This window comes from Methylomonas sp. Uni0011, assembly GCF_056850255.1.
Genome location: NZ_JBVVNO010000005.1, coordinates 64,156 through 87,077, shown reverse-complemented (window position 1 = coordinate 87,077; position 22,922 = coordinate 64,156). Strand labels below are relative to the sequence as shown.

At 56.4% G+C, this 22,922-nt stretch carries 20 protein-coding genes; 18 read left to right on the top strand and 2 right to left on the bottom strand.

Annotation, left to right across the window (positions count from 1 at the left end):
• Positions 1 to 70: 70 nt before the first annotated feature.
• Genes AC0IM9_RS09000 through AC0IM9_RS08985 form a run of 4 tightly spaced genes read left to right on the top strand, consistent with a single transcriptional unit; the run spans position 71 to position 6,120 of the window.
• Positions 71 to 424 carry a response regulator gene (locus tag AC0IM9_RS09000; protein WP_140912864.1) on the top strand — a complete coding sequence of 118 codons (354 nt, stop codon included), beginning with the start codon at positions 71 to 73 and terminating at the stop codon, positions 422 to 424.
• Positions 414 to 1,037 (top strand): chemotaxis protein CheX, encoded by a 624-nt coding sequence (locus AC0IM9_RS08995; RefSeq protein WP_140912865.1) that lies wholly within the window; start codon positions 414 to 416, stop codon positions 1,035 to 1,037. The genes AC0IM9_RS09000 and AC0IM9_RS08995 overlap by 11 nt, the downstream gene beginning before the upstream one ends.
• The gene (locus tag AC0IM9_RS08990; protein ID WP_482803775.1) at positions 1,037 to 4,030 is read left to right on the top strand and encodes a hybrid sensor histidine kinase/response regulator; all 2,994 of its coding nucleotides are present in this window, start codon (positions 1,037 to 1,039) and stop codon (positions 4,028 to 4,030) included. Before AC0IM9_RS08995 ends, AC0IM9_RS08990 begins: the two co-directional genes overlap by 1 nt.
• Positions 4,027 to 6,120, top strand: a complete 2,094-nt coding sequence (locus tag AC0IM9_RS08985; RefSeq protein WP_482803774.1) for an EAL domain-containing response regulator — start codon at positions 4,027 to 4,029, stop codon at positions 6,118 to 6,120. The genes AC0IM9_RS08990 and AC0IM9_RS08985 overlap by 4 nt, the downstream gene beginning before the upstream one ends.
• An 80-nt stretch (positions 6,121 to 6,200) precedes the next feature.
• Here AC0IM9_RS08985 and AC0IM9_RS08980 read toward each other — a convergent pair whose 3' ends face one another.
• Positions 6,201 to 7,316 carry a hypothetical protein gene (locus tag AC0IM9_RS08980; protein ID WP_482803773.1) on the bottom strand — a complete coding sequence of 372 codons (1,116 nt, stop codon included), beginning with the start codon at positions 7,314 to 7,316 and terminating at the stop codon, positions 6,201 to 6,203.
• Positions 7,317 to 7,414: 98 nt separating this feature from the next.
• The gene (locus tag AC0IM9_RS08975; protein WP_482803772.1) at positions 7,415 to 8,062 is read right to left on the bottom strand and encodes a cytochrome b/b6 domain-containing protein; all 648 of its coding nucleotides are present in this window, start codon (positions 8,060 to 8,062) and stop codon (positions 7,415 to 7,417) included.
• Between the two features lie 135 nt (positions 8,063 to 8,197).
• Between AC0IM9_RS08975 and AC0IM9_RS08970 the strand changes: the two genes are divergently transcribed.
• The 14 genes from AC0IM9_RS08970 to AC0IM9_RS08905 all read left to right on the top strand — a co-directional run bounded on the left by AC0IM9_RS08970 (position 8,198) and on the right by AC0IM9_RS08905 (position 22,919).
• Positions 8,198 to 8,863 (top strand): response regulator transcription factor, encoded by a 666-nt coding sequence (locus AC0IM9_RS08970; protein WP_482803771.1) that lies wholly within the window; start codon positions 8,198 to 8,200, stop codon positions 8,861 to 8,863.
• Positions 8,863 to 10,182, top strand: coding sequence for a sensor histidine kinase (locus AC0IM9_RS08965; RefSeq protein WP_482803770.1), 1,320 nt, complete (start codon positions 8,863 to 8,865; stop codon positions 10,180 to 10,182). Before AC0IM9_RS08970 ends, AC0IM9_RS08965 begins: the two co-directional genes overlap by 1 nt.
• A gap of 54 nt (positions 10,183 to 10,236) precedes the next feature.
• Positions 10,237 to 11,628 (top strand): argininosuccinate lyase, encoded by a 1,392-nt coding sequence (gene argH / locus AC0IM9_RS08960; RefSeq protein ID WP_482803769.1) that lies wholly within the window; start codon positions 10,237 to 10,239, stop codon positions 11,626 to 11,628.
• 63 nt (positions 11,629 to 11,691) lie between these two features.
• Positions 11,692 to 12,396 carry a type IV pilus assembly protein FimV gene (locus tag AC0IM9_RS08955; RefSeq protein WP_482803768.1) on the top strand — a complete coding sequence of 235 codons (705 nt, stop codon included), beginning with the start codon at positions 11,692 to 11,694 and terminating at the stop codon, positions 12,394 to 12,396.
• Positions 12,393 to 13,601, top strand: coding sequence for a hypothetical protein (locus tag AC0IM9_RS08950; RefSeq protein WP_482803767.1), 1,209 nt, complete (start codon positions 12,393 to 12,395; stop codon positions 13,599 to 13,601). Before AC0IM9_RS08955 ends, AC0IM9_RS08950 begins: the two co-directional genes overlap by 4 nt.
• 21 nt (positions 13,602 to 13,622) lie before the next feature.
• The gene (locus AC0IM9_RS08945) at positions 13,623 to 14,159 is read left to right on the top strand and encodes a GTP-binding protein (RefSeq protein WP_482803766.1); all 537 of its coding nucleotides are present in this window, start codon (positions 13,623 to 13,625) and stop codon (positions 14,157 to 14,159) included.
• Between the two features lie 4 nt (positions 14,160 to 14,163).
• Positions 14,164 to 14,808, top strand: coding sequence for a hypothetical protein (locus AC0IM9_RS08940; RefSeq protein WP_482803765.1), 645 nt, complete (start codon positions 14,164 to 14,166; stop codon positions 14,806 to 14,808).
• A 47-nt stretch (positions 14,809 to 14,855) separates the two neighbouring features.
• Positions 14,856 to 15,218 carry a roadblock/LC7 domain-containing protein gene (locus AC0IM9_RS08935; protein ID WP_140912877.1) on the top strand — a complete coding sequence of 121 codons (363 nt, stop codon included), beginning with the start codon at positions 14,856 to 14,858 and terminating at the stop codon, positions 15,216 to 15,218.
• A 27-nt stretch (positions 15,219 to 15,245) separates the two neighbouring features.
• Positions 15,246 to 15,722: a PAS domain-containing protein gene (locus AC0IM9_RS08930; protein WP_445370729.1), complete on the top strand. Its 477-nt coding sequence runs from the start codon at positions 15,246 to 15,248 to the stop codon at positions 15,720 to 15,722.
• A gap of 11 nt (positions 15,723 to 15,733) precedes the next feature.
• Positions 15,734 to 16,480 (top strand): phosphate/phosphite/phosphonate ABC transporter substrate-binding protein, encoded by a 747-nt coding sequence (locus AC0IM9_RS08925; protein ID WP_140912879.1) that lies wholly within the window; start codon positions 15,734 to 15,736, stop codon positions 16,478 to 16,480.
• A 30-nt stretch (positions 16,481 to 16,510) separates the two neighbouring features.
• Complete coding sequence (locus tag AC0IM9_RS08920) at positions 16,511 to 17,110, top strand: histidine phosphatase family protein (protein WP_140912880.1); 600 nt, start codon at positions 16,511 to 16,513, stop codon at positions 17,108 to 17,110.
• 42 nt (positions 17,111 to 17,152) lie between these two features.
• Positions 17,153 to 19,951, top strand: a complete 2,799-nt coding sequence (locus AC0IM9_RS08915; RefSeq protein WP_482803764.1) for a class I adenylate cyclase domain-containing protein — start codon at positions 17,153 to 17,155, stop codon at positions 19,949 to 19,951.
• 375 nt (positions 19,952 to 20,326) lie between these two features.
• Complete coding sequence (locus tag AC0IM9_RS08910) at positions 20,327 to 22,315, top strand: TOL_0244 family TonB-dependent receptor (protein WP_482803763.1); 1,989 nt, start codon at positions 20,327 to 20,329, stop codon at positions 22,313 to 22,315.
• A 67-nt stretch (positions 22,316 to 22,382) separates the two neighbouring features.
• Positions 22,383 to 22,919: a YfiR family protein gene (locus tag AC0IM9_RS08905; protein WP_186289602.1), complete on the top strand. Its 537-nt coding sequence runs from the start codon at positions 22,383 to 22,385 to the stop codon at positions 22,917 to 22,919.
• The last annotated feature ends 3 nt before the right edge of the window (positions 22,920 to 22,922 follow it).

The window sequence follows — 22,922 nt, the reverse complement described above, 5'->3', positions numbered from 1 at the left end:
CGCGACCGGAGGCCTTGGTTGCTAACAGCCGGTGCCGCGTCCTTTCAACTTATTACAGATGGAGTAAAACATGACGGAAAAACATTGTCTGATTGTCGACGACAGCAAGATGTCCAGAATGATGGTGAAAAAAATCATTCTGGAGGCGCATCCCGATTGGCATATCGTCGAAGCCGAGAACGGGCAGCAAGCGATCGACAGAGCCGGCGAAGCCAAATACGACATCATTTTGCTGGATTACAACATGCCCGTCATGGAAGGCGGCCAAGCGGCCGAAATCATCCGTCCGATGCAAGCCGAGGCCAAGATGGCGTTCCTGACCGCCAACGTGCAAGAGGCGGTAAAGAATCTGGCGGTGCAATTGCACATCGACTTTATCCCCAAACCGATCACAGAAGCCAAGATCAAAGCCTATGTCGGATAACTTGATTGAAAATGACGAAGATTTTTTAGATGCCGTGGCCGAAGTCCTTAATATCGGCATGGGTTACGCTGCCAGCGTACTCAGCGAAATGGTCAACGAAGAGGTGAAACTGAGTGTGCCCGGCGTGACCTTTGTCTCGCGTCCGGAGGCTTTGAAGGTGATTCAAGCCAAGACCGATCGCGATGTCAGCGGCGTTTGCCAGCAATTCGACGGCGTGATGGGCGGCGACGTACTGCTGCTGTTTCCCGAGGAAAAAAGCCTGCAGTTGGTCAGAGCCGTACTGCAGCAGGACTTGTCGCTGGAAGACTTGACCGAAATGGAACAGGAGGCCATGGCGGAAATCGGCAATGTCATATTAAACGGTTGTCTGTGCAGCATCGCCGATCTGTTCAATCAGCGGATTTCCGGCGGCATCCCCGAATTCGTAAAAGGTTCTTTGGCGGACATCCTTACCGACAACGAGTTGCGCGAAAAAGTCGAGGCTTGCGTGTTGTTGTTGAACATGGAGTTCTCGCTCGATAAGAACCGCGTCGAGGGTTACGTCACCTTTTTGATGGACGTCGAATCGATGTCGATATTCAAGCAAAGCGTCAAGTCTTATCTGGGTATGTGATGGTGGCGAATAGTAAGCCGGATTCGGATTTCGTCAGGTCAAGCCTGTTTCAGGCTATTTTCGAAAACTGCCAGTTTGGATTGATCGTTGTGAACCGGGCTTCTGCCGTCGTTGCCTGGAATCCTTGGATGGCGAAGTGCAGCGGTATCGATGCCGAGCGGGCGTTCGGCAAATCTTTAGCCGAACTATTCCCCAATGCGGCCGGCGGCAGTTTGCAAAGAGCGATAGACGTTGCTTTGAGTCACGGCATGTCGTCGATTATTTCCCATACCTTAAACCGCAATCCGCTGCCGTTGACTGCTGCCAGCGGCGCAGCCATCGATCAGCAATTGAAGGTTACGCCGCTCAATACTGAAGATTCGAGTCTTTGTTTGATTCAAATCAACGATATTACGGCGGCGGTCAAGCGCGATAGCCAACTGCTGGATAACGTCGCCGAGCTGAGTTTTCATAAATACGCATTCGACCAGCACGCAATCGTGGCCGTTACTGAAGTGGACGGCACCATTACTTACGTTAACGATCTGTTTTGCAAGGTCAGCCAATACTCGCGGGAGGAGTTGATCGGCCAGAACCACAGGCTGTTGAACTCGGGGCTGCATGCGCAGCAGTTTTTTCGGGATATGTTTAAGGTTATCGGCAAAGGCAAGGTTTGGCAGGGCGATATCTGCAACCGGACCAAGAGCGGCGAGCTGTACTGGGTATCGACCACTATCGTGCCGGACATCGGCCAGAATGGGAAACCGCGGCGGTATCTGGCGATTCGCACCGACATCACCGAACGCAAACGCGCCGAAGAAGCCGCCAACGCGGCGACGGTGGCCAAATCGCAATTTTTGGCCAATATGAGCCACGAAATCCGGACGCCGATGAACGCGATTTTGGGTCTGACTCGCCAGGTATTGGAAACCGAACTGACGGCGGAGCAACGCGAACAATTGGATAAAGTCAGAAAGTCCGGCCAGGTGCTGATCCGGATCATTAACGACATTCTGGATTTTTCCCGATTCGAGTCCGGTGCCGTGGCGCTGGAACAGCTGCCGATCAGACTGGAGACGGTGTTGCAGGAAGTCACCGACTTGTTCGGCGCCCAGATCGAAGAAAAAGGCTTGGAGATGTTTGTGGACATTCATCCCGATACGCCGTTTTACGTGATGGGCGATCCGCATCGACTGACCCAAATTCTTAACAATCTGATCAGTAACGCGATTAAATTTACCGAAAATGGCGAAATTTACCTGTCGGTACAAGCGGATGGCCGGACCGAAAAAACCGTGACCCTGGTTTTTAGCGTCCGCGATACCGGGATCGGCGTGTCGGCGGATAAAATCGAATCCCTGTTCAATCCCTTCGTGCAGGCCGACAATTCGACCACGCGGCGCTTCGGTGGCAGCGGCTTGGGATTGGCCATATCCCGGAAGCTGGTGGAGCTGATGGGCGGGCATATCGAGATGAACAGTACCTGCGGCCAGGGTACCTGTGTCAATTTTTCCATTGAGGTGGGATTAATGCCGGGCGAGGCCGTTCTGTCGCACACCTCGGCCGGGGATTTGCAAAGTTTGCTGGGCAAGCGGGTTTTGATCGTGGACGACATCGAGTCGTCGCGCAATATTCTGTCGCGTCTGATCGGTTTATGGGGGATGCATGCGGTCATGGCCGGTTCCGGCGAAGAAGCGTTGGTGGCGATAGAACAGGCCTCGCGTGAACGGTGGCCCTTTTACGCGGTGCTGTTGGATTGGCGTATGCCGGGAATGAGCGGATTGCAAGTGGCGGCGGAGTTGAAAAAACGGCTGAGCGGGGGAGAGGCTAACGATCCGCTCAAGGTGTTGATGGTCACCGCTTACGATAAGCAGGCGCTGCTGCGGCATCCCGATGCACATTTCGTCGACAACGTGCTGTCGAAACCGATTCTGCCTTCCAAGTTGTTCGATGCGCTGTTGAGCCGTAAAACCAATCCTGACGTGGTTGCGCCGGAACTGACCAGGCGCCGGTTCGAAGGGCTTAGGGTGTTGCTGGTGGAAGATCACGATATCAATCAGGAAGTCGCCGTCAATTTTTTAAAAAAACGCGGGGTAGATGTTACGGTAGCCTGGCATGGTTTGGAAGCGGTCGAATTTGTCAAGCGGCGCACATTCGACTTGGTGTTGATGGATTTGCACATGCCGGTGATGGGAGGGCAGGAAGCCACTCGTTTGATTCGGCAAATGCCGCAAGGCCGGAGTCTGCCGATCGTGGCGATGACCGCCGCCATTTTGGACGAAGATCGCAGAGCTTGCCTGGAGGCCGGCATGGACGATTTTATTCCGAAACCGGTAGAACCGACGGATCTGGCCCGGGTATTGGAGCTTTTCAGTCGGCGCGGCCCGTTGGCGGCGCAAGTCGAACAGGCCGCGATCATAACCCATCGGCCCATTTTGGATGTGACCCAAAGTTTGCGCCTGCTGGACGGCGACGTCGCTTTGCTGCAACGGCTGATCAGCAGCTTCATCGAGCGTTTTCACGATATTACGGCGCAGTTAACCGCATTGCTGGCCAAGCGCAATCCAAAGGACGCGGCCAATATGATCCATGCCGTGAAAGGGGTTGCGGCCAACCTGGGCGCATCGGCGTTGGCGGACGCCTGTAGCCGGTTGATGGAGGAAATCAAGCTGGACAGCGGGACCTTGTCGATGGACGCATTCAACACGGTGTTCACCGAAACCGTCAAGGAGATGCAAGTTTTTCTGGGCAAGCACCCCCAAACCGCAAGCGTCAAAGTCGAAGAAAACGACTATGTTGCCTCGGCCGAGACCTTGCTGGAATTGGAGCCGTATCTGCTGCGCCAGGAAATCATTCCCGATGCATTGCTTGAGGCCCTCGACCGGCTGGCTGCCGACAACTCGGACGGTTCCGCTTTATTACGCCAGTTGAAATACCATCTGGACAATTTCGACCACCGGCAAGCGCGCGAGGTATTCGCGAATTGGAAATCGAGCACTGGGGGGCAAGCGTGAGCGGTAGTGCCCCCAGCCTAAAACCCCTGGTACTGTTGGTGGACGATTTGCCGGCCAACTTGCACGTGCTGGTGTCGGCCTTAAAGGCGGATTTCCGCCTGAAAACCGCGACCAGCGGCGCGGACGCTTTAGCCTTGCTGGAGCAACAGGACGATCTGCCGAAACTGGTCGTCCTCGACGTCAAAATGCCGGGTATCGGCGGCATCGAGGTATTGCGCAGGATGCGGGCGTCGCCGGCAACCGGCGACATTCCGGTGATTCTGCTGAGCGCCGACAGTTCGGAACAAAACGAGCTGGCCGGCCTGCACCTCGGCGCGGACGATTACTTGGTAAAACCGATCTCGCCCAATGTCTTGTCGGTAAGGGTCCACAACCAGATTCAGCGCCACGCGGACCGGGTGCAGTTGCGTTTGGCGGCGCATGTGTTCGAGTACAGTGGGGAGGCGATCATGATTACCGATCGCCATAACCGCATCATCGACGTCAACGCCGCGTTTTCGGCTCTGACCGGATACGATAAGGCCGACGTATTGGGCATGGACCCGAAAATGTTGTCTTCCGGTCAGGCCGAGCGGGAGTTGTACGAGAAGATGTGGGCCGGTATTCGGGACACTGGATTCTGGCAAGGGGAACTTTGGGACCGGCGTAAGGACGGTAGCGTATTTCCCAAAATGATGACGGTGTCGGTCGTGCGCGACCGAACCGGCGTCATCGAGTTTCATTTGGCCAACTTCGTCGATATCAGTCATCTGAAAGAAGCCCACGCCCGGATCGAGCATCTGGCTCACCACGATCCGTTAACCGAATTGCCGAATCGCTTGCACTTGCAACTCTATCTCGAACAATCGCTGATGATTGCCAAGCGTGGGGGGGAGCAATTGGCCGTCATGTTGTTGGATTTGGATCGGTTCAAGAACATCAACGATACCTTGGGTCATTCCATCGGCGACCAGTTGCTGATTCAGGTGGCGAAGCGGCTGAAAACCTCGTTGCGGGAATACGACATGGTTGCCCGCCTGGGCGGTGACGAGTTTGTGGTGGTAATCAGAGCTGCCGCGATAGAGGATGTCGCTTCTTCGGTGGCGAATAAGATCTGCCATAGCTTGGGGCAGCCGTTCACGATAGAAAAATTCACGTTGCGTACCGCTTCCAGTATCGGTATCGCGGTCTATCCGGATAATGCCGAGCATATGGAAGACCTGATGAAAAGCGCCGATACCGCGATGTACCACGCCAAGTCCGAAGGCGGCGGCAATTTTCAGTTTTTCTCGCCGGAAATGAACCGCAACGCCCACGAGAAAATGGAACTTGAAAACCAGTTGCACGAAGCGATCGAAAAACGCCAGTTCGAATTGTATTTCCAGCCGCAACTCTCGCTGCCGGACGAACGTTTGCTGGGTGCCGAGGTGTTGTTACGCTGGCGCCATCCCGTCAAGGGATTGATTTCGCCCTCGGTGTTCATTCCGTTGGCGGAAGAGACCAACCAAATTTACAAAATCGGCGAGTGGGTGCTGGAAAACGCCTGTCGGCGGGCGGGCGAATGGATAGCGCAAGGATTACCGCTAAAGCGGATCGGGATCAACGTGTCGGCCAAACAGTTTCAAAACAAAGGCCTGTACGAAGCGGTAAAGCGGGCACTGGTGCTGGCCGACATTAGCCCTGAGTCGCTGGAGTTGGAATTGGAAATTACCGAGACCGCCGTAATGACCTCACCGGTACAGGCCGGCGAAATGTTGCAGTCGTTTCGCGAAATAGGCATCACGGTGGCCTTGGACGACTTCGGCCAAGGCTATTCGTCGTTGGGCCAGCTGAAAAATTTGCCGTTGGATCGTTTGAAGATCGACGCGGCCTTCGTCCAAGATATTTCCGCCGACGTTGGCGAGCGCAATAATGGAGCGATCGCCTCGGCCACGATCGCGTTGGCGCACAATCTGGGCTTCAAGGTGATCGCCGAAGGCGTGGAAACCTCGGAGCATTTGGCTTTCCTGATCGCCCACGGCTGTGACGAAGCCCAAGGTTATTATTTTGCGAAACCGCTATCGGAGCGAGACTTCGAAGCGTTGTTGCGGCGTCAGCAATCCGAGGATTGACGCAGCCGGCGAGAACCGTTCGCGCTGCGCCGTCTTAGGGCCGGCTCAATGCGAACGGTATCAAACGGGTTAGCGCCGGATCAAACTGCCTCAGCTCGTTTGCGGCGCTGGGCCGCCAACAGTCCCAATACCCCGGAGCCCATTAACCAAAATGCAGCCGGTACCGGCACCGGCGCGACAGCATTCAGATTGACCGCGCCGTTCTGAGCACCGAGGTAAGTACCGATTTCGGCATCCAACGGGTTCGAGTCGCTGCTGGCTTTGGCTTCATGGTTTTCCGGGTCGTACTCGCCGGCATACTTGTAAAATTCGTAACGGAAGATCACCGATTCCGCGTTCTGACCCAGTACGTTTTGGTAGCCGGCTTCCAATTTGCCGGCGTCCGGATTGTCCGGATCGGTTTGCAATAATTGCCATTCGATTTCAGTCTCGGCTTGTTCGATGACTTGATTGCCCCCGATCAGCTCTTCGAGTTTGACTTCCCGTTCCAATTCGGTTCGGAACACTTTTACCCAGATCGCTTCGCCGAATTGGTCTTCTTTCGCCGGTTCCGGAGCGCGAATATCGGCCACCACCACCGGTTGCGGTTGCGGCTGACCGGCCGGCGCCGGATCGGCCGGAATCACGTTCCAATTCGGTGCCGGCAGCACCACGTTGCCGTTGCTGTTGCTGAGTTTGCCGGTATTGCTGCCGTCGTCGAACAGCCAGCTATAGGTGGTTTTGCTGGCGTTTTTACTGGTGCCGACGCCGAAATGGTCGCATGGGGTGGCGGCGCTGTAGCCGACGCCGCCGCCGGTCCAGCAGTTGTCTCCGGGGGTGACGAAGTTGCCGCTCGGCGTGCCGAAAAACCAGGATTGGCTGGCGGCATCCCACGCGCTGGCGTAGGTGACCCGGGTTCCAAATACGGCACCGTTAGTGTATTCGCTGATCATTGGCGCGCCGTAACGCACCACCGCATTGCCGGGATCGAAGCCGGTGCCGCTGGGAAAGCCGCGGCCGGCGCCGCCGAAGGTGTCGGTAATGTCGCTACTGTGCAGGCCTTCGAGTTCGATTTCGAAGCCGTGGGCGGTGTTGCCGGTATCGTTAACGACGTCGAAATTGCCCAGAAAACCGAGAAAACTCGCCGAAGCAATATTGGGTAACAGGACTAAAGAGAATGTTGCGGCATACGCCTGGGTTTTGAGTGTGGTCGCCATTATTGCTCCTGGTTGGCTGGGACTTGACTAAGCAGATCGTCTACACGACGACGGCATGCCTTATAGCAAACCAAGATGAATTCAACATGAAAACTGTGTTAATCCTCACAGTTTGGCGATTTCGGTTTGCGTCCGCTGATCATGGCCTTCACCAAACCTTCCTTATGGACTTTGCTGGAAACGATGACGCCCAGCACATGGATCGCAATCAAGACCAACATCAGATTGCTGGCGATCTCGTGGATTTCCTCCCAGAATTCCTCGGCCTCATCTCCAGCTTCAGCCGACTTGCCTTTGCCTTCCGCTTCCTCTGCGGCGTGGGCGGCGCCGATTACGCTTAGCATGCGGCTGTCCTGCGCCAGTGGGCCGCGGCCTTCTTCGATGGCGTAGACTTTCAAGCCGCTGATCGTCACCACGAACAGTGTAGCCAGCAATGCCAAAACCATCCAGCCGCCGAGCGGATTGTGGCCCAGGTAACGCGGCGCAGTGCCTTGGCGCAGTTGGGAAACATAACGCCACACGGCAGCCGGAGAGTGCACGAATTGGCTGAATCGGGCGTAGCGGCCGCCGACGAAGCCCCAGACCAATCTTGCGCTGATTAAGCCCAGTACCGTGTAGCCAGCGTAGATGTGCCAGGGATTTTCTTCTTCACTGGTGACGTACGCGACTGCAAATGCGGTGACCAGCGACCAATGGAACACGCGGACGAAAATATCCCAGACAGCTACCGAATTGTCGTTTTGCATGGATTAAGCTCCAGAATGGTTGAGGTATGGCCGGCATTTTAGTCAGGCGAAATGAAACCAATCTTAAAAATCGCCGCACCGGCGGATAAACCATTAAACTCTGAGCGATTTACAAGCGGGAGATGAGCGCCGCGTATGCGTTTATTGTTGGTGGAAGACGATCCGGGTTTGTCGAGATCGCTAAAACTCGAGCTGGAAACTGCCGGTTTTGCCGTGGATTGCGCGATGGACGGCGAGGCCGCCGAGTTCCTGGGCTCTACCGAATCCTACGACATTGTGATTCTGGATCTGGGCTTGCCGAAAATGCCCGGCCTGGAGGTGTTGCGGCGTTGGCGGCAGGCGGAGAATCACGTGCCGGTGATCGTGTTGACCGCCCGCGACGCCTGGCACGAGAAAGTCGACGGTTTCAAAGCCGGTGCCGACGACTACCTGGGTAAGCCGTTTCATATCGAAGAACTGTTGGCCCGGGTGCAGGCCTTGTTGAAGCGCTTTCACGGCCGGATGCAACCGCAGTTGGCGAGCTGCGGCTTGACCCTGGACGAAGATGCGCAAACGGTCAGCGTTAACGGCGGCGGCCCGGAACAACTGACGGCGATCGAATTTCGCTTGCTGCGTTATTTCATGTTGCATCCCGGCAAAGTTTTGACCAGAACCCATCTGCTGGAACATATCTACCAATGCGACAGCGACCCGGCCAGCAACGTGATCGAGGTTTACGTCAATCGCTTGCGGCGCAAGTTGGGCAACGATCTGATCGCCACCCGCCGCGGCCAGGGTTACGTGTTCGGCGAGAAAGCCTGATGTCGTTGCAACGCCGCTTGAATCGCGGCTTGATGTTGATTTTGAGCGCGGTGTTCGTCGGCCATTGGCTGGCGGCGGACTGGGTGATCCGCGCCGTTGCCGAAAAGCAGATGACGACCCGATTGCAGCACGATGCCGACTCTCTGATCGATACCTTGCAGCCCAATGGCGACGGCCTGCTGGAGTTTGACAGCTCCCACATCGGCACCGTCTACGGCCAGGCGTTTTCCGGCCACTATTTTGTATTGCACATCGGCCCAAGAACTTACTATTCCCAGTCTTTGCAAAGCGAAACCTTGCCGTTTCCCGCTCTGCCTGTCGGCACGGTGCAGTTGTTTCACCACGCCGATGGGCCACAAAAGCAGCCGTTGTTGGTTTTGAATCGGGGCTTGCAACGCTTCGGCCATCCGGTTTCGATTGCAATAGCCGAGGACTTGACCGATATCGGCCGCGATATCGACCATATCCGGCTGGCGTACTTGCTGTTGACGGTGTTGGTATTGCTGCTGGCCATCGGTTTGCAAACCGGCGATGTCCGGCGTGCTCTGCATCCGTTGCAGGCCGTGCGCGCCGAGCTGGCCGAGATTGCCGGCGGCCGCAAACCACAAATCCAAACCCGGGTGCCGCTGGAAATCAAACCCCTGGTCAGGGAAGTCAACCGCCTGTTGTTGTTGGTCGAGCGGCGCCTGCACCAGTCGCGGACCGCAATCGGCAATCTGGCGCACTCGCTGAAAACGCCGTTGGCGATGCTGTTCAGATTGGCGGAAAGCCCGGTTTTGGCGGATTATCCGGAACTGCAGCAACAGTTGCAGCAACAAGCGCGAAAAATGCACGAACGTATCGAGCGCGAATTGAAACGGGCCCGTTTGTCCGGCAATTTGCAATCGGCCAGCATGTTTAATCCGCGGGAAGAACTGGACGCCTTGACCCAGCTGTTGCGCAACATTTATTCGGAAAAGGCGCTGGACTTTCGAATCAGTGCGCCGGATCGGCCGATCAATTTCGATAGGGAAGACATGTTGGAATTGATCGGCAATTTGCTGGACAACGCTTGCAAGTGGGCCGCACGGCACATCATCGTCGAAATCGATTGCGCGCAGACCATGCGCATCGCTGTCGAGGACGACGGACCGGGATGCTCCGCAACGGAGATGCAACAACTCAGCCGGCGCGGTTTGCGGCTGGACGAGGCGGTGCAAGGCCACGGGCTGGGCCTGGCGATCGTCCGCGATATCGCCGAGTTTTATCGCGGAACCTTAGCCATCGAACGTTCCGCCCGGCTCGGCGGCCTGCGCGTCAGTGTGCAATTCCCGCGCTGAACGCCGGCAGCGGCGGGTATAATTGGCGTTTGTTCGTTCAATCTGCCGAGTAACATGACCACCGTAAATTCCGAAAAACTCTCCAGTGCCCGTTTTGCCGAAGCCACCGACGCCTTCGTCGAGGAATTCACCGCATCGGTGAATTTCGACCAACGCATGGCGCAACAAGATATCCAAGGCTCGCTGGCGCATGCGGCGATGCTGTGCAAAATCGGTATTCTGACCGAGCAGGAATTGGCGGATATCCGCAAAGGTTTGGCCCAGATCGGCGGCGAGATCGAGCGCGGCGAATTCGTCTGGTCGGTGAAGCAGGAAGATGTGCACATGAACATCGAAGCGCGCCTGACCGACCTGATCGGCATCGCCGGCAAGAAGCTGCATACCGGCCGTTCCCGCAACGACCAGGTGGCGACCGACATTCGTTTGTATCTGCGCGACGAAATCGGCAACATTCTCGGCCAATTGCAGCGTTTGCAGTTGGCATTGTTGGACAAGGCCGAGCAGGAAGCCGATACCATCATGCCCGGCTTCACCCATTTGCAGGTGGCGCAACCGGTCACTTTCGGCCACCACTTGATGGCCTGGTTCGAGATGCTGAGCCGCGACCGCGAGCGTTTTCTGGATTGCGCCAAGCGCCTGAACGTGATGCCGCTAGGTGCTGCGGCATTGGCCGGTACCAGCTACCCGCTGGATCGTTTTATGACCGCCGAATTGTTGGGCTTCAGTCGGCCGTCGAATAACTCGCTGGATTCGGTCAGCGACCGCGATTTCGCGATTGAATTCGCCGCCGCCGGCAGCGTGTTGATGATGCATCTGTCGCGGTTCTCCGAGGAGTTGGTGTTGTGGGCCAGTGCCCAGTTCGATTTCATCGACATTCCGGATGCGTTCTGCACCGGCTCGTCGATCATGCCGCAAAAGAAAAATCCGGACGTGCCGGAATTGGTGCGCGGCAAATCCGGCCGGGTGGCCGGGCATTTGATTTCGTTGCTGATGCTGATGAAAAGCCAACCTTTGGCTTACAACAAAGATAACCAGGAAGACAAGGAACCGTTGTTCGACACGGCCGATACCTTGGTCAATTGCCTGCGCGCCTTCGCCGACATGATGCCGCGCGTCGAAGCCAAACGGGAAAACATGTACCAGTCCGCCAAGCGCGGTTTTGCGACGGCAACCGATCTGGCGGATTACTTGGTGCGCAAAGGCATGGCCTTTCGCGATGCGCACGAAGTGGTCGGCCAAGCCGTGCGCCTGGGTTTGAACAGCGGCCGGGATTTATCGGAACTGACCTTGGCCGAGTTGCAGGAGTTTTCCGCCGCGATCGGCGCTGATGTGTTCGATATTCTTTCCCTGGAAGGTTCGGTTGCCGCGCGTTCCCTGATCGGTGGTACGGCTCCGGAGACGGTGCGTAAGGCAATCTGTGAAGCAAGACACCAAATAACCGGATAAACAATCTGGAAATAACCGGCCTAACTGCTAACCTTCCGGCATCGTTTTTGAAGGAAGGTAGCGATGGCCGTTTTTCATTCGACTTTAATCGTCGACAAGCAAGCCGATCCGAAGCCTGACAGCGATTTTTGGCTGGACGGGGAACTGGGGAGCTTCGGTTGCGAATCGTCCGCGGAGTCCGCGCTCAGAGTGTTGTCGGTCAAGGTTCGGCGGAATCCGCTCGATCTGCTGGCGCACCTGCGGCGGATTCATTTCTGTTTCCGAAACCGGCTGCCGGCGGCGCTGTACGGGGCGCTGCTGGATTTGTTGCTGGTGCTGGAAGGCAAAGGCGAAGCGCTGGCCCGGCGACTGCTCAACGCTTGCCGGTCGGGTCTGGACAAGCGTCATTGCCATATCCTGTTTGAATTGGGGCGGCACGATCCCCAGCAAATCGGCAATCGCTATTCCTTATTCACCGGCGGGCTGCAGGGCCGGAGCAAATTGGTCGTGCAAATCGAAGCGCCGATCGCTCCCAGTCATGACCCTCTGACACTGGCTAACGACTTCATCGAATACAGCCAACTCGATCAGGCGATGGACGTACTGGAAAGTGCGGTGGGAGTCGATCCGGAACGGACCGAATTGCAACGGGCGTTATTGGAACTTTACCGTTCTACCGGCAGCCGCGAGCGGTTTGAACATGCCAGAAGAAGCTTCGCCGAATTGGCTATTCCGTTAGCGGACGATTGGCAGGCGCTGGCAGATATTTTCCAACGGCAAGCGTCATGACTAAGACGGCCCATTCCTACCGGATTGCCTTGCACGGTATGGACGGCCGCACTTGCAAGACCATGGAAATGTATCTGAAAGGCCCGTGCCGCGGTGCGGCAGTCGTCGTCCCGGCTGAAGAGGCACAGATCGACATGATCGATGCCGACCATGTCAAGGCGCGGGAAATCCTTGAGCAGTGCAAGGCGGCAAGGCCCGGCCGCCCGATCATCCTGCTGTCCTTGCAGACCTTACAGATCGACAACACTTTTTTCGTCAAAAAGCCGGTCAATGTCGAGCAAATTCTCGGGGTGTTGGACAAAATCGGTGCCTTGCTAAAAGCGCCGGAAGTCAAACCGGCGCCAGCCCCGGCGGTCACTGCCGCGGAAGAGCAACGCCCTGTAGCACCGCCCAAAACGACGCTGGACGTCTACGTCAAGCCGGCGAAACCGAGCCAACCCGCCGCTAACGCGGAACGGCAAAAGACCGCTAAGCACCAATCGGCGATGCAACTCAACGAAGGCGGTTTTACGGCGTTTTTGGGTACGCTCGGCGATATCGATTTCGACGACGAGGTGCAATTACCAACCGCTTGTTACGATCCGCGCCAGTTTTTCCTGGGTTATGTGCAGTCGGCCGTGAAAACCGCCGGATTGCAGGTGCGGCCGTTGCGGCTGAGTTCGATCTGGAAGCCGCTGTATATTTTTCCCGAGCAGAATGAAGTGTGGCTGGATGCGGACGACAAACAATTACGGGCATTTGCCGGCGTCGCCTTCAAATCCGGCACCGCCGGCAATATGAGTTTATCGGCTTTGGAACCGGCTGCCGTCGATAAGGAACGGGACCCGGAGAAATATCAGGACGTGGCAGGGTTTATCTGGAAGCTGGCGCTATGGACTTCGAAAGGGCGGTTTCCGATCGGACTGGATATTCAGCGGCCGGTATTTCTGTTGCGCTGGCCCAATTTCACCCGCTTGGTCATCACGCCCGACGCGCTGCGCATTGCTGCATTGCTGGTCAAAACACCGACCACGCCAATTGCGGTTTGTCGAGTGTTGAACGTCAAGCCGCAATATGTGTTTGCGTTTATCAGCGCATGCCATGCCTTGGGACTGTTGCGGCAAAGCGAGCGCGAAGCGGATGCAGTGATCGCCCCGCCGGTACCGGATCGGGCGCAGAACCAAGGCCTGTTACGCAAAATTCTCAGTAAATTGCGCGGTGCCTAGCCGCTCTCAGCAGGAATCTCGATGAGCCAATACAAAATTATTTTCACCGGTCCGGTTGGGGCCGGAAAAACCACCGCGATCAACGCCATCAGCGACACGCCGCCGGTGAAAACCGACGCGGCGGCCAGCGACATGACCAAAAACCGCAAAGCTTCGACCACGGTGGCGATGGATTATGGCGTGATGAATCTGGCCGGCGGCGAGAAGATCCATTTGTACGGTACCCCTGGGCAGGAACGCTTCGATTTTATGTGGGACATTCTGGTCCATGGCGGCATCGGCTTGATTTTGCTGTTAGATAACACCCGCGCCGATCCGTTTCAGGATATGAAGTTCTTTCTGGATGCATTCAGTAAATTCATCAGCGATACCAGTCTGGCCATCGGCGTCACCCAAATGGATCTCAGCAACCGGCCGACCATAGACGATTACCACTCGCGCTTGCAGGAATTCGGCATCAAACCGCCGGTGTTTGCGGTGGACGCCCGCGAAAAGAACGACGTTTCGTTATTGGTGCAGGCCTTGTTGTATTCGCTTGATCCCGGTATGGCGGAGTAGGGGCATGGAGCGCTTCAAACTCGTCGAAGACCTGTTTTTATATCCGACGCCGGCCGGGGCTTATTACTCGGTAGCTTATCCGGATTCCGACAAACCCCGGCGCTTTTTGCTGCGCCTGTTGCAGCAGGCGCAGACGCCGGCGCTGGCCTTACCGCAACTGCAAAGCCTGATGGAAATCGAAGACGAAGACAAAGCCTTGGAAATGTTGTCGCATTGTCAGAAGTTGGGCTGGGTACAAGGCGTGGATACGCCGTTGCAGGCGCCGGCTGGCGCGTTGGAGGAACTGCTACCGGGCCTGCTGGCGGCGATCTCCGATTCCGGCAAAGTATTGTTGGCTGACGACCAGGGTTTTTATCTGGCTTGTAGCGGTTTTCCGCACGAGGCCGCCGAAGAATTGTCGGCCTTGAGCGCCGAATTGGCGACCGTACACAAACGCCGTTCCGGTTTGTTAAGCAACAACATGGGCATCGCCAGCCACGCCTGGGCGATCGTCGATGCGTTCGGCGCCAGCCAGATCGGCTTCTGGCCTGTGTTCGTCGGTGGCCGTCGCTTCGTGCTGGCGATTGCCGGCACGCCGCATTTCAATCGGGCCGAATTCGTCAGTCTGGCCTGGAGCCTGACGACCCGCTACGTCAAAAAAGGCGATTAGTTTCGTCCGCTTGCGTTATCAACATCATTTATTAGGAGAGACCCATTATGAAAGCAGATATGCTGACCTCGGTACTGACGGAGTTGAACGGCACTTCGGCCGATATTGAAGCATCGGGCGTGATATCCACGGACGGATTGATGATGGCCTCGGTATTGCCGGCCGGCATGGATGAAGACCGGGTCGGCGCCATGAGTGCGGCGATGCTGTCTTTGGGCGACCGTACTGCCCAGGAACTGAATCGGGGCAATCTGGAGCAGGTGTTGATCAAAGGCGCACGCGGCTATGTGCTGATGACTTACGCCGGCAGCGAAGCGGTATTGACGGTGTTAGCCAAGCCCAATGCCAAATTGGGCCTGATCTTTCTCGACGTCAAGCGCGCGGCGGAAAGTATTTCCGAAATGCTGTGATCCCGAAACCATGCTACGGAGCCGATCATGATTAGCGATATGAAACCCGAAGACATCGTTGGAGATTACCGGGAGACCGAGTTGACGTTCTACGACGGTACTCGCCGCAAAGTGTTGTACACCGAACTGGAAACGCCGTATCCGGACGGCAAATTGATCGTGTCGACCACGACGCCGGAGGGCGTGATTCGTCAGGTAAACCCGGCGTTCGTCGAAATGTCGGGCTATAGCGAAGCCGAACTGATCGGTGCGCCGCACAATATTCTGCGTCATCCGGACATGCCGGCGGCGGCGTTCAAGGATTTGTGGGAGACGGTTCAGCGCGGCGAGAAATGGCAGGGTTACGTCAAAAATCTGCGCAAGGACGGCGGTTATTACTGGGTCAAAGCTACCGTCATCCCCAACGTGCGCGGCGGTCAAGTCGTGGGCTATACCTCGGTCCGGCGCAAGCCGTCGCGGACCAAGGTCGACGAATGCGTCAAACTCTATCCGACACTACGTTAACGGAGCCTGCCATGTCATTTCTGTTTACCGTCAGTCCCGATTTCGCGCCCGACCGGCTGTCCGGTTGGTATATATTTAACACCTGGCTGCAAAAACAAACCGATACCGCGATCCATCTGGAAATGTACAACCATTACCAGCAACTGCATCAAGCGATCGAAGCGGATGAAATCGATTTGATTTATGCCAACCCGTTCGACGCGGCCATGCTGGTCAGGACTAAGGGCTTCGTGCCGCTGGTCAAGGCTCTGGGCCAGGCCGACGAGGCCATCATCGCCGTCAATGCCGACAATCCGGTGCAGGATGTCGCCGATCTGCAAGCCAATAGCCGGGTGGCGTTTACCGACGATCCCGACGTGCGGCTGATGGGCATGATCATGTTGGAGCCGGCCGACCTGGATGCCGGCAACATTGTCCCGGTTTTGGCCGACACGCCGGTTCTGGTGGCAAAGCATTTGCTGAAAGGCGAGGCCGATGCGGGTATCATTCTGGCCGAAGCCTACGATAATTTGTCGGGTGTGATTCGCAAGCAATTACGGATATTGGTGCGCAGCCAGATTAGCGTGATCCACCATGCCTTGTTGATCGGCCCGCGCCTGCAGGCAAGGCGCGGCGAATTCTGCCGGGCTTTGTTGGAGATGGCGGCGGACGAGAAGGGCAGGGGCGTCCTGGCTGCATTGGGCTTCAATGGTTGGCAAGCGATCGACGACGAGGAAATGGAATTTATGATCGATTTGATGGATACCCTCAATACTTAACCTTAATTTTTATCAGCGGAAGCCGCAGCCATGACCATAGTAACCACGGTAGATGTTTTGCGGCACGGCGAAGCCCGCGGCGGCGCCCGTTACCGCGGAATCACCGACGATCCGTTGACTGAGCGCGGTTGGCGGCAAATGTACCGGCAGTGCGGCGAACTGCACTGGGACGTGGTGGCGAGTTCGCCATTGCGCCGCTGTTGTTCGTTCGCCGCTGCGTGGTGCGGACAGCAGCAAGCCGAATTGTGTGTCGATCCGGCTTGGGCCGAGTACGATTTCGGCGCCTGGGAAGGTCTGAGCGCCGACCAAATCGAACGCGATTGGCCCGGCGCGTTGGATGCGTTTTACCGCGATCCGGAGCGTTCGCCACCGCCCAACGGCGAAAACTACCGGCAATTCAATCGCCGGGTGCAAACGGCCTGGGATGCGTTGTTGACCGCGCATGCCGGCAAGAAGATTCTGGTCGTCAGCCATGCCGGCGTGGTGCGCAGCCTGTTGAGCCATTGTCTGCAACTGGCGCCGACGGCAGCCTTCCGCATAGAGGTTCCTCAGGCCGGACTGACCCGGTTTACAGCCTTCGATAGCGCAGACGGCCGCTATCTGCAGTTGAACTACCATCGGCCGGGTTGATTTCTTCTATACTCAAGGCCGTTTCGATTTTGGTGCGCCGCAGTGACGAACCGTTTTCTTCCAATCCGATTGGGCGCGCCAGGCGAAGAGATCAGTAAAAAAGATCTGCATGCGGTGACGCAGCGCTTCAAGTATTTCAACCAGCAACGATTGCTGCATGTGCAGAGTTTGCTGCAGCCGCGGCAGCAGGATTTTCTGAAATTGCTGCCGCTGCTATTCCACCAAAACCACCCGCTGTTGCCCGGCTTCGTCTCGCTGGAAAGCCCGGCCGGCATTCCCGACTATACGCCCGGCAAACAAACGTTGGACGTTGCCAAACAGTTTTCCAAAGGCTTTGTCTACAAACGCAAGGCGCTACGGCAATATCCGATTCACGCCTTGTTTCTGATGGGCAGCGTCGGCAGTATGGCTTTTTCCAAAGAAAGCGATATCGACATCTGGCTTTGCCATGCTTCGGGATTGGCGGCCGACGAATTGACCGAGCTTCAGCAAAAAGCCCGCGAAGTCGAGAAATGGGCGGCGGCGTTGAAAATCGAGGCGCATTTTTTTCTGGTCGACGCCGAACAATTCGTCCGCGGCGAAAACACGCCGATTTCGCAGGAAAGCAGCGGCGAAACCCAGCATTATTTGTTGCTGGAAGAGTTTTACCGCACCTCGATTTATGTCGCCGGCCGCACCCCGGTTTGGTGGCTGGTGCCGCCCGAACAGGAAGCCGATTACGCGCAATACGTGCAGCATTTGCTCGAGAACCGGTTCGTCGCAGAAAGCGAAGTCTTGGATTTCGGCAATCTGAACAACATGCCGACCGCCGAGTTCGTCAGCGCGACGCTCTGGCATATCTACAAATCTCTGACTTCGCCGCACAAATCTCTGTTGAAGCTGTTGCTGATGGAAAGCTATGCCAGCGAGTTCCCGCGCCCGCACTGGCTGTGCCAAGCCTTGAAACAAGCCGTTTACCGGGGCGACTTCAGCGTGGAAAGCCTGGACCCGTATTTGTTGATGTACAGCAAGGTCGACGCCTACTTGCGTCAGGCCGGCTCCAAACGGCGTCTGGATCTGATCCGCGAGTGTTTTTACATGAAGATTATGGCTGGTTCCGGGCCGATACTGGATAGTCGGCTAAGGCAATTGCGGGAAAGTTTTTTACACCAGGTTGCCGAGCAATGGCACTGGCCGGAAGCCTTGCTGGAGAATCTGGCCAGCCAACGCTATTGGGATATCAAACGTGCCAACAGCGAACACGGCGTAATCCGCGACCAGTTGCAACAGTGCTTGCGGATGATCATCAAATTTACCGGCTTGCCGATCGATCAAGCACAACGGGAAAACCGGGATTTAGGTTTGATCGGCCGCAAACTGCGGGCCGGATTGGACCAGCGCCCCGGCAAAATCGAGATTCTGACCACGCGCGGCGCGGTGCATACCACGCCGGATTTGCTGATCGCGAAGGAAATCGCCGCCGAACACGCCGCGCCGATTTGGCGTTTGTACAGCGATAGAAGCGTAGCGCAACAAGGGTCGGCGGAAGGCGCCATCAAACAGGCCGATAGTTTGCTGGAGATTTTGTGCTGGGCGGTGCTGAACGGTTTGTATAAGAAAGCGCTGAACTTACAGGTATCTGCACTGAGTCTGAAACTCGCCGGCAACGATACCTACCAATTGCTCAACGAATTGCATGGATTTTTTCAGAGTCGGTTGCCGGGCGGCGACAGCGGTTTGAGTGCCTATGCCTCACCGAACCGGTTGTCGGCGTCGCTGTTGCTGGTCAACCTTGGCGAAAGCCTGGCGATCGACGCCAACGGCCAGCAGTTGGTGATGAGCGAACGCTCCGACCCGTTGAGCTATGGCGAGTCCCGCCAGTGTTTCGTGCAGTCGATCGAGAAACTGTCGGTGTCGAGCTGGGGCGAGGTCACCTTGCAGCGGTACGCCGGGCTGGACGGTTTGTTTAACTGTTTGCTCGATGTCGTGCATAACGGCGGAACCCAGTTTGGCAGCGATGCCCTGCGGGTGTTGTGTTACACCCCGGTTCGCGGCCGCAGTATCGTGTTGCGCATCGAGTCCTTGTTCAACAACCTGCGAAAGTGTTTCGTAGCGGCCGGTATCGGTGCCCAACGCTACCTGATTCCGGCGGAAACCGGTTACTGCCTGTTTCAATTCAATAATGGCCGCTTGGGGTATTTCGGCTTGGACAACCATACCCAGTTGTTGCAGGAGTTGGCCAAACCGCAGCCGCAGTTCTCCGCGGTGTTGTTCGACGACTACGTTTTGGAACAGACCTATATCCCGCTGCTGTATCGTTACAATCTGGCCGATACGGTACAGCTGTTTTACCATGCCACCAGCAAGCACGTCGCCGTCTACATTCTGGACGAAAAGGGCTCGTTGTTCGTCCGCCAGCATCACAACGCCAATCCGGAACACATATTGGCTCATTACTCGGTATTCCTCGGTACCTTGCTGGCGCAAGCCCAGTTGCCGGAGCGGCTCGCGATCCGGTTTTACGAGATTCAACGAAATTCGGCCGGGGTTGTGTCCTGCCAAACGGTGCAAGTCAAATTGGGCGCCAGCGCATTCGATTTGAGAGTCAGGATCGTCAGTGAAGACAGCGGTGCGGTGGCGGTTTATGCCAACGAACGTCGCTTCCTGATCGACGGCCCCGACAGTTACAAGGCCGTGCGTAGCGACATTCTGGGCTACCGCAACAGTCATGACGACTATCCGTTTCATATCACCGAAATTGACGCGCCTTGCCGGGTATTGGGCGCCGAACATAGCGCGGAGTTGCAGACCGTGCACTTCCTGAACTACAAGCAAAAGATGGAAGACAAATTAAACATTTGACCGCAGAAAGTCGTGCCGGCAGCTTTGCCTGGAGCACCGCCGCTGCCAACCGGGATTTCCGATTATTCCAACATTCGCGCGTGGACCGCGACCAAGTCGGAGGTCGATAACCGCGGCCGCCGGCGGCTAAATCCGGACCGGTTCGGCCCGGCGGGGTTGTCTTGTCCGAAATTGAACTAAACTTAATTTGTAGGGATGCGCCGACACGTCTGTTTTCGCCGCCGCCGCGACTGCGGAACTGAAAAATCCAGCCTTGGCCCAGGATTTTTACGCGAATGGCTATTCTATCGGCGGCCCCGTTTCATTCGTTACAGTAATAGCCGATATGGCCGGCCTTAACTGCAACGGTACGCCAATTCAGTTGTAAGTTACATTATGAAAAAACCACTAGTCGGACTACTGCTGCTTGCAGTACACCAAGCCTGTCATTGCGCTGCGGAAAACCAGGATGCGCTGGAATTGAATGTCGAGGATTTGCTCAGCGTCGAAGTGACTTCGGTATCCAAAAAGGCGCAGGCCTTGAACGACTCGGCAGCCGCAGTGTTCGTCATCACCCACGAAGACATCAAACGCTCGGGCGTGACCAGCATTCCGGAGGCTCTGCGCATGGCGCCGGGGATGGACGTTTCCCGCATCGATTCCAATAAATGGGCGGTCAGCGCCCGCGGTTTCAACGGTCGTTTTGCCAACAAATTGCTGGTTTTGATCGACGGCCGCAACACCTATACCCGATCGTTTTCCGGCGTGTACTGGGAAAACCAGGACGTGATGTTGGAAGACGTGGAGCGGATCGAAGTTATCCGCGGACCGGGAGCCACGCTTTGGGGTGCAAACGCGGTAAACGGCGTTATCAACATCATCACCAAGCATTCCAGCAAAACCCAGGGCGGCCTGCTGGTGGCCGGCGGCGGTACTGAGGAGCGCGGGTTCGGTGGCTTCCGTTACGGCGGTCGGTTGAACGAAGACACCACCGCCCGAGCATACGTCAAAGGTTTCCAGCGCGACGCCTACAGCCGCGCCAACAGCGACCCGGCCGGCGATGCCTGGGATAAAGCGCAGGGCGGGTTCAGACTGGATTCGCGGCTGTCCATGCAGGACGAATTGACCGTGCAGGGCGATGCTTACCATAGTTCCATCAACCAGAGTTTATCGATTCCACAACTCGCCGCGCCTTACCAAAGTGCATTCGGCGAACAGGTCGACGCCTACGGCGGCAATTTGTTGAGCCGCTGGCAACATACCATTTCGACCCGTTCGGATTATTCGTTGCAACTCTATTACGACTACTATCGGCGTAACGAGGCCTGGTTCAGCGAAGGGCGCGATACTTTGGATTTGGATTTCCAGCACCGTTTCGGTTTGTTCGACAGTCATGAGTTGATTTGGGGTTTTGGTTACCAATATACCCACGACCACACCGAAACCGGCCGTTTGCTGCGTTTGAGTCCGGCGAGCCGCAACGACCAACTGTTCAGCGCATTCGTCCAGGACGAAATCGAGTTGGTCGACCAGGCCTTGTGGTTGACTTTGGGCTCCAAGTTCGAACATAACGATTACAGCGGTTTCGAAGGTCAGCCGACCGCGCGCTTGATGTGGGCGCCGCATCCGCAGCATCGGTTTTGGGGAGCGGTATCGCGCGCGGTCAGAACGCCGTCCCGCGCCGAGCAGAACATGTCGCTACTCCAAGCTGTCCGGCCGCCGGAGGGTTTTTTTCCGGCGACGGCGATCTATTTGAACGGCGACCGCAGCTATCGGGCCGAAGACGTGATCGCGTATGAATTGGGCTACCGGACCACATTCATCAAATCGCTGTCCGTCGATTTCACGGCGTTTTATAACGATTACGATAATTTGCGTAATGCTACGCAAGGTGCGGGAACCTTCGACCCGTCGTCCGGCGTGGTGGTGGTACCGTTGACGCTGAACAATAATTTTCAAGCCAAGACCTACGGCTTTGAGGTCGCGGCAGTCTGGCAAATGCTGGATTGGTGGCGCTGGGATGCAAACTACGGCTTGCTGAAGTCCGATTTCGCCGCAACCACAAATACTGCGGTCGCCGCAGCCAGTCCGCAACATCGCATCAGTCTGCGCAGCGCATTGAGCGTGCGCAAAGACATCGATTTCGATTTATGGTTTCGCTACGTCGATACCAATGCGTCCGTTGGCGTCTACGGCGTTCAGCAAATCAACGATTACGTGACGATGGATGTGCGTTTGGCCTGGCGGCCGGCCGCCAGTCTGGAGCTGTCTTTGGTCGGGCAGAATTTGCTCAGCGAGAGCCATTTGGAATTCAGACAGGAAAACCAGACCTTGCCGACCTTTATCGATCGCGGCATGTACGGCAAAGTGGCCTGGAGTTTTTAAGCCGCGATGCTTTCTAATTTTCGAACTAAATTTGCAATCGGATAGCGGCTTGCTACTACGGAGTCATGTGGTAAACGTTTTTAGAGCTGGTACTTTTGCGGCATTTGCGGCGGCGGCAAGCGTTTGCGCGGCGGCGCCGGCCGCGCTGGAGCAATACACGGTGTTGGCCGCGCTGACCCTGAATTTCGCCCGGTTTACCCAATGGCCGGAGGGCGCTAAAACGGATGCCAACGTTCTGAACGTGTGTCTGGTGGGCGATAACGTATTGTTGCAGTCATTCGATTCGATCGACGGCAAGAACGTCGGCGACCGTGCGATCAAGATCGTCAATTCGGAGCGCTTGCGTAATTTGAATCAATGCCAGATTTTGTTCATCGGTGAGTTGCCGAATAATGTTTTGTTGCAGGTATTTTTAGATACGAAGAACCATCCGGTTTTGACGATGGGAGAAGATGAGGGATTTGTGGAAAACGGCGGTATGGTGGCAATGGTGAATGTAGACGGCAAAATTCAGCTGCACGTCAATCTGGCGGCGGTCAAGGCTTCGGGGCTGAATATCAGTTCCAACCTGTTGCGGCTGGCAAAGATCGTCGGAGACCGTTAGGAG

Excerpts from the sequence above, each read along its gene's own strand:
- AC0IM9_RS09000 (WP_140912864.1), top strand. The coding sequence starts at position 71 with ATGACGGAAAAACATTGTCTGATTGTCGACGACAGCAAGATGTCCAGA.
- AC0IM9_RS08995 (WP_140912865.1), top strand. The coding sequence starts at position 414 with ATGTCGGATAACTTGATTGAAAATGACGAAGATTTTTTAGATGCCGTG.
- AC0IM9_RS08990 (WP_482803775.1), top strand. The coding sequence starts at position 1,037 with ATGGTGGCGAATAGTAAGCCGGATTCGGATTTCGTCAGGTCAAGCCTG.
- AC0IM9_RS08980 (WP_482803773.1), bottom strand. The coding sequence starts at position 7,316 with ATGGCGACCACACTCAAAACCCAGGCGTATGCCGCAACATTCTCTTTA.
- AC0IM9_RS08975 (WP_482803772.1), bottom strand. The coding sequence starts at position 8,062 with ATGCAAAACGACAATTCGGTAGCTGTCTGGGATATTTTCGTCCGCGTG.
- AC0IM9_RS08970 (WP_482803771.1), top strand. The coding sequence starts at position 8,198 with ATGCGTTTATTGTTGGTGGAAGACGATCCGGGTTTGTCGAGATCGCTA.
- AC0IM9_RS08965 (WP_482803770.1), top strand. The coding sequence starts at position 8,863 with ATGTCGTTGCAACGCCGCTTGAATCGCGGCTTGATGTTGATTTTGAGC.
- argH (WP_482803769.1), top strand. The coding sequence starts at position 10,237 with ATGACCACCGTAAATTCCGAAAAACTCTCCAGTGCCCGTTTTGCCGAA.
- AC0IM9_RS08955 (WP_482803768.1), top strand. The coding sequence starts at position 11,692 with ATGGCCGTTTTTCATTCGACTTTAATCGTCGACAAGCAAGCCGATCCG.
- AC0IM9_RS08950 (WP_482803767.1), top strand. The coding sequence starts at position 12,393 with ATGACTAAGACGGCCCATTCCTACCGGATTGCCTTGCACGGTATGGAC.
- AC0IM9_RS08945 (WP_482803766.1), top strand. The coding sequence starts at position 13,623 with ATGAGCCAATACAAAATTATTTTCACCGGTCCGGTTGGGGCCGGAAAA.
- AC0IM9_RS08940 (WP_482803765.1), top strand. The coding sequence starts at position 14,164 with ATGGAGCGCTTCAAACTCGTCGAAGACCTGTTTTTATATCCGACGCCG.
- AC0IM9_RS08935 (WP_140912877.1), top strand. The coding sequence starts at position 14,856 with ATGAAAGCAGATATGCTGACCTCGGTACTGACGGAGTTGAACGGCACT.
- AC0IM9_RS08930 (WP_445370729.1), top strand. The coding sequence starts at position 15,246 with ATGATTAGCGATATGAAACCCGAAGACATCGTTGGAGATTACCGGGAG.
- AC0IM9_RS08925 (WP_140912879.1), top strand. The coding sequence starts at position 15,734 with ATGTCATTTCTGTTTACCGTCAGTCCCGATTTCGCGCCCGACCGGCTG.
- AC0IM9_RS08920 (WP_140912880.1), top strand. The coding sequence starts at position 16,511 with ATGACCATAGTAACCACGGTAGATGTTTTGCGGCACGGCGAAGCCCGC.
- AC0IM9_RS08910 (WP_482803763.1), top strand. The coding sequence starts at position 20,327 with ATGAAAAAACCACTAGTCGGACTACTGCTGCTTGCAGTACACCAAGCC.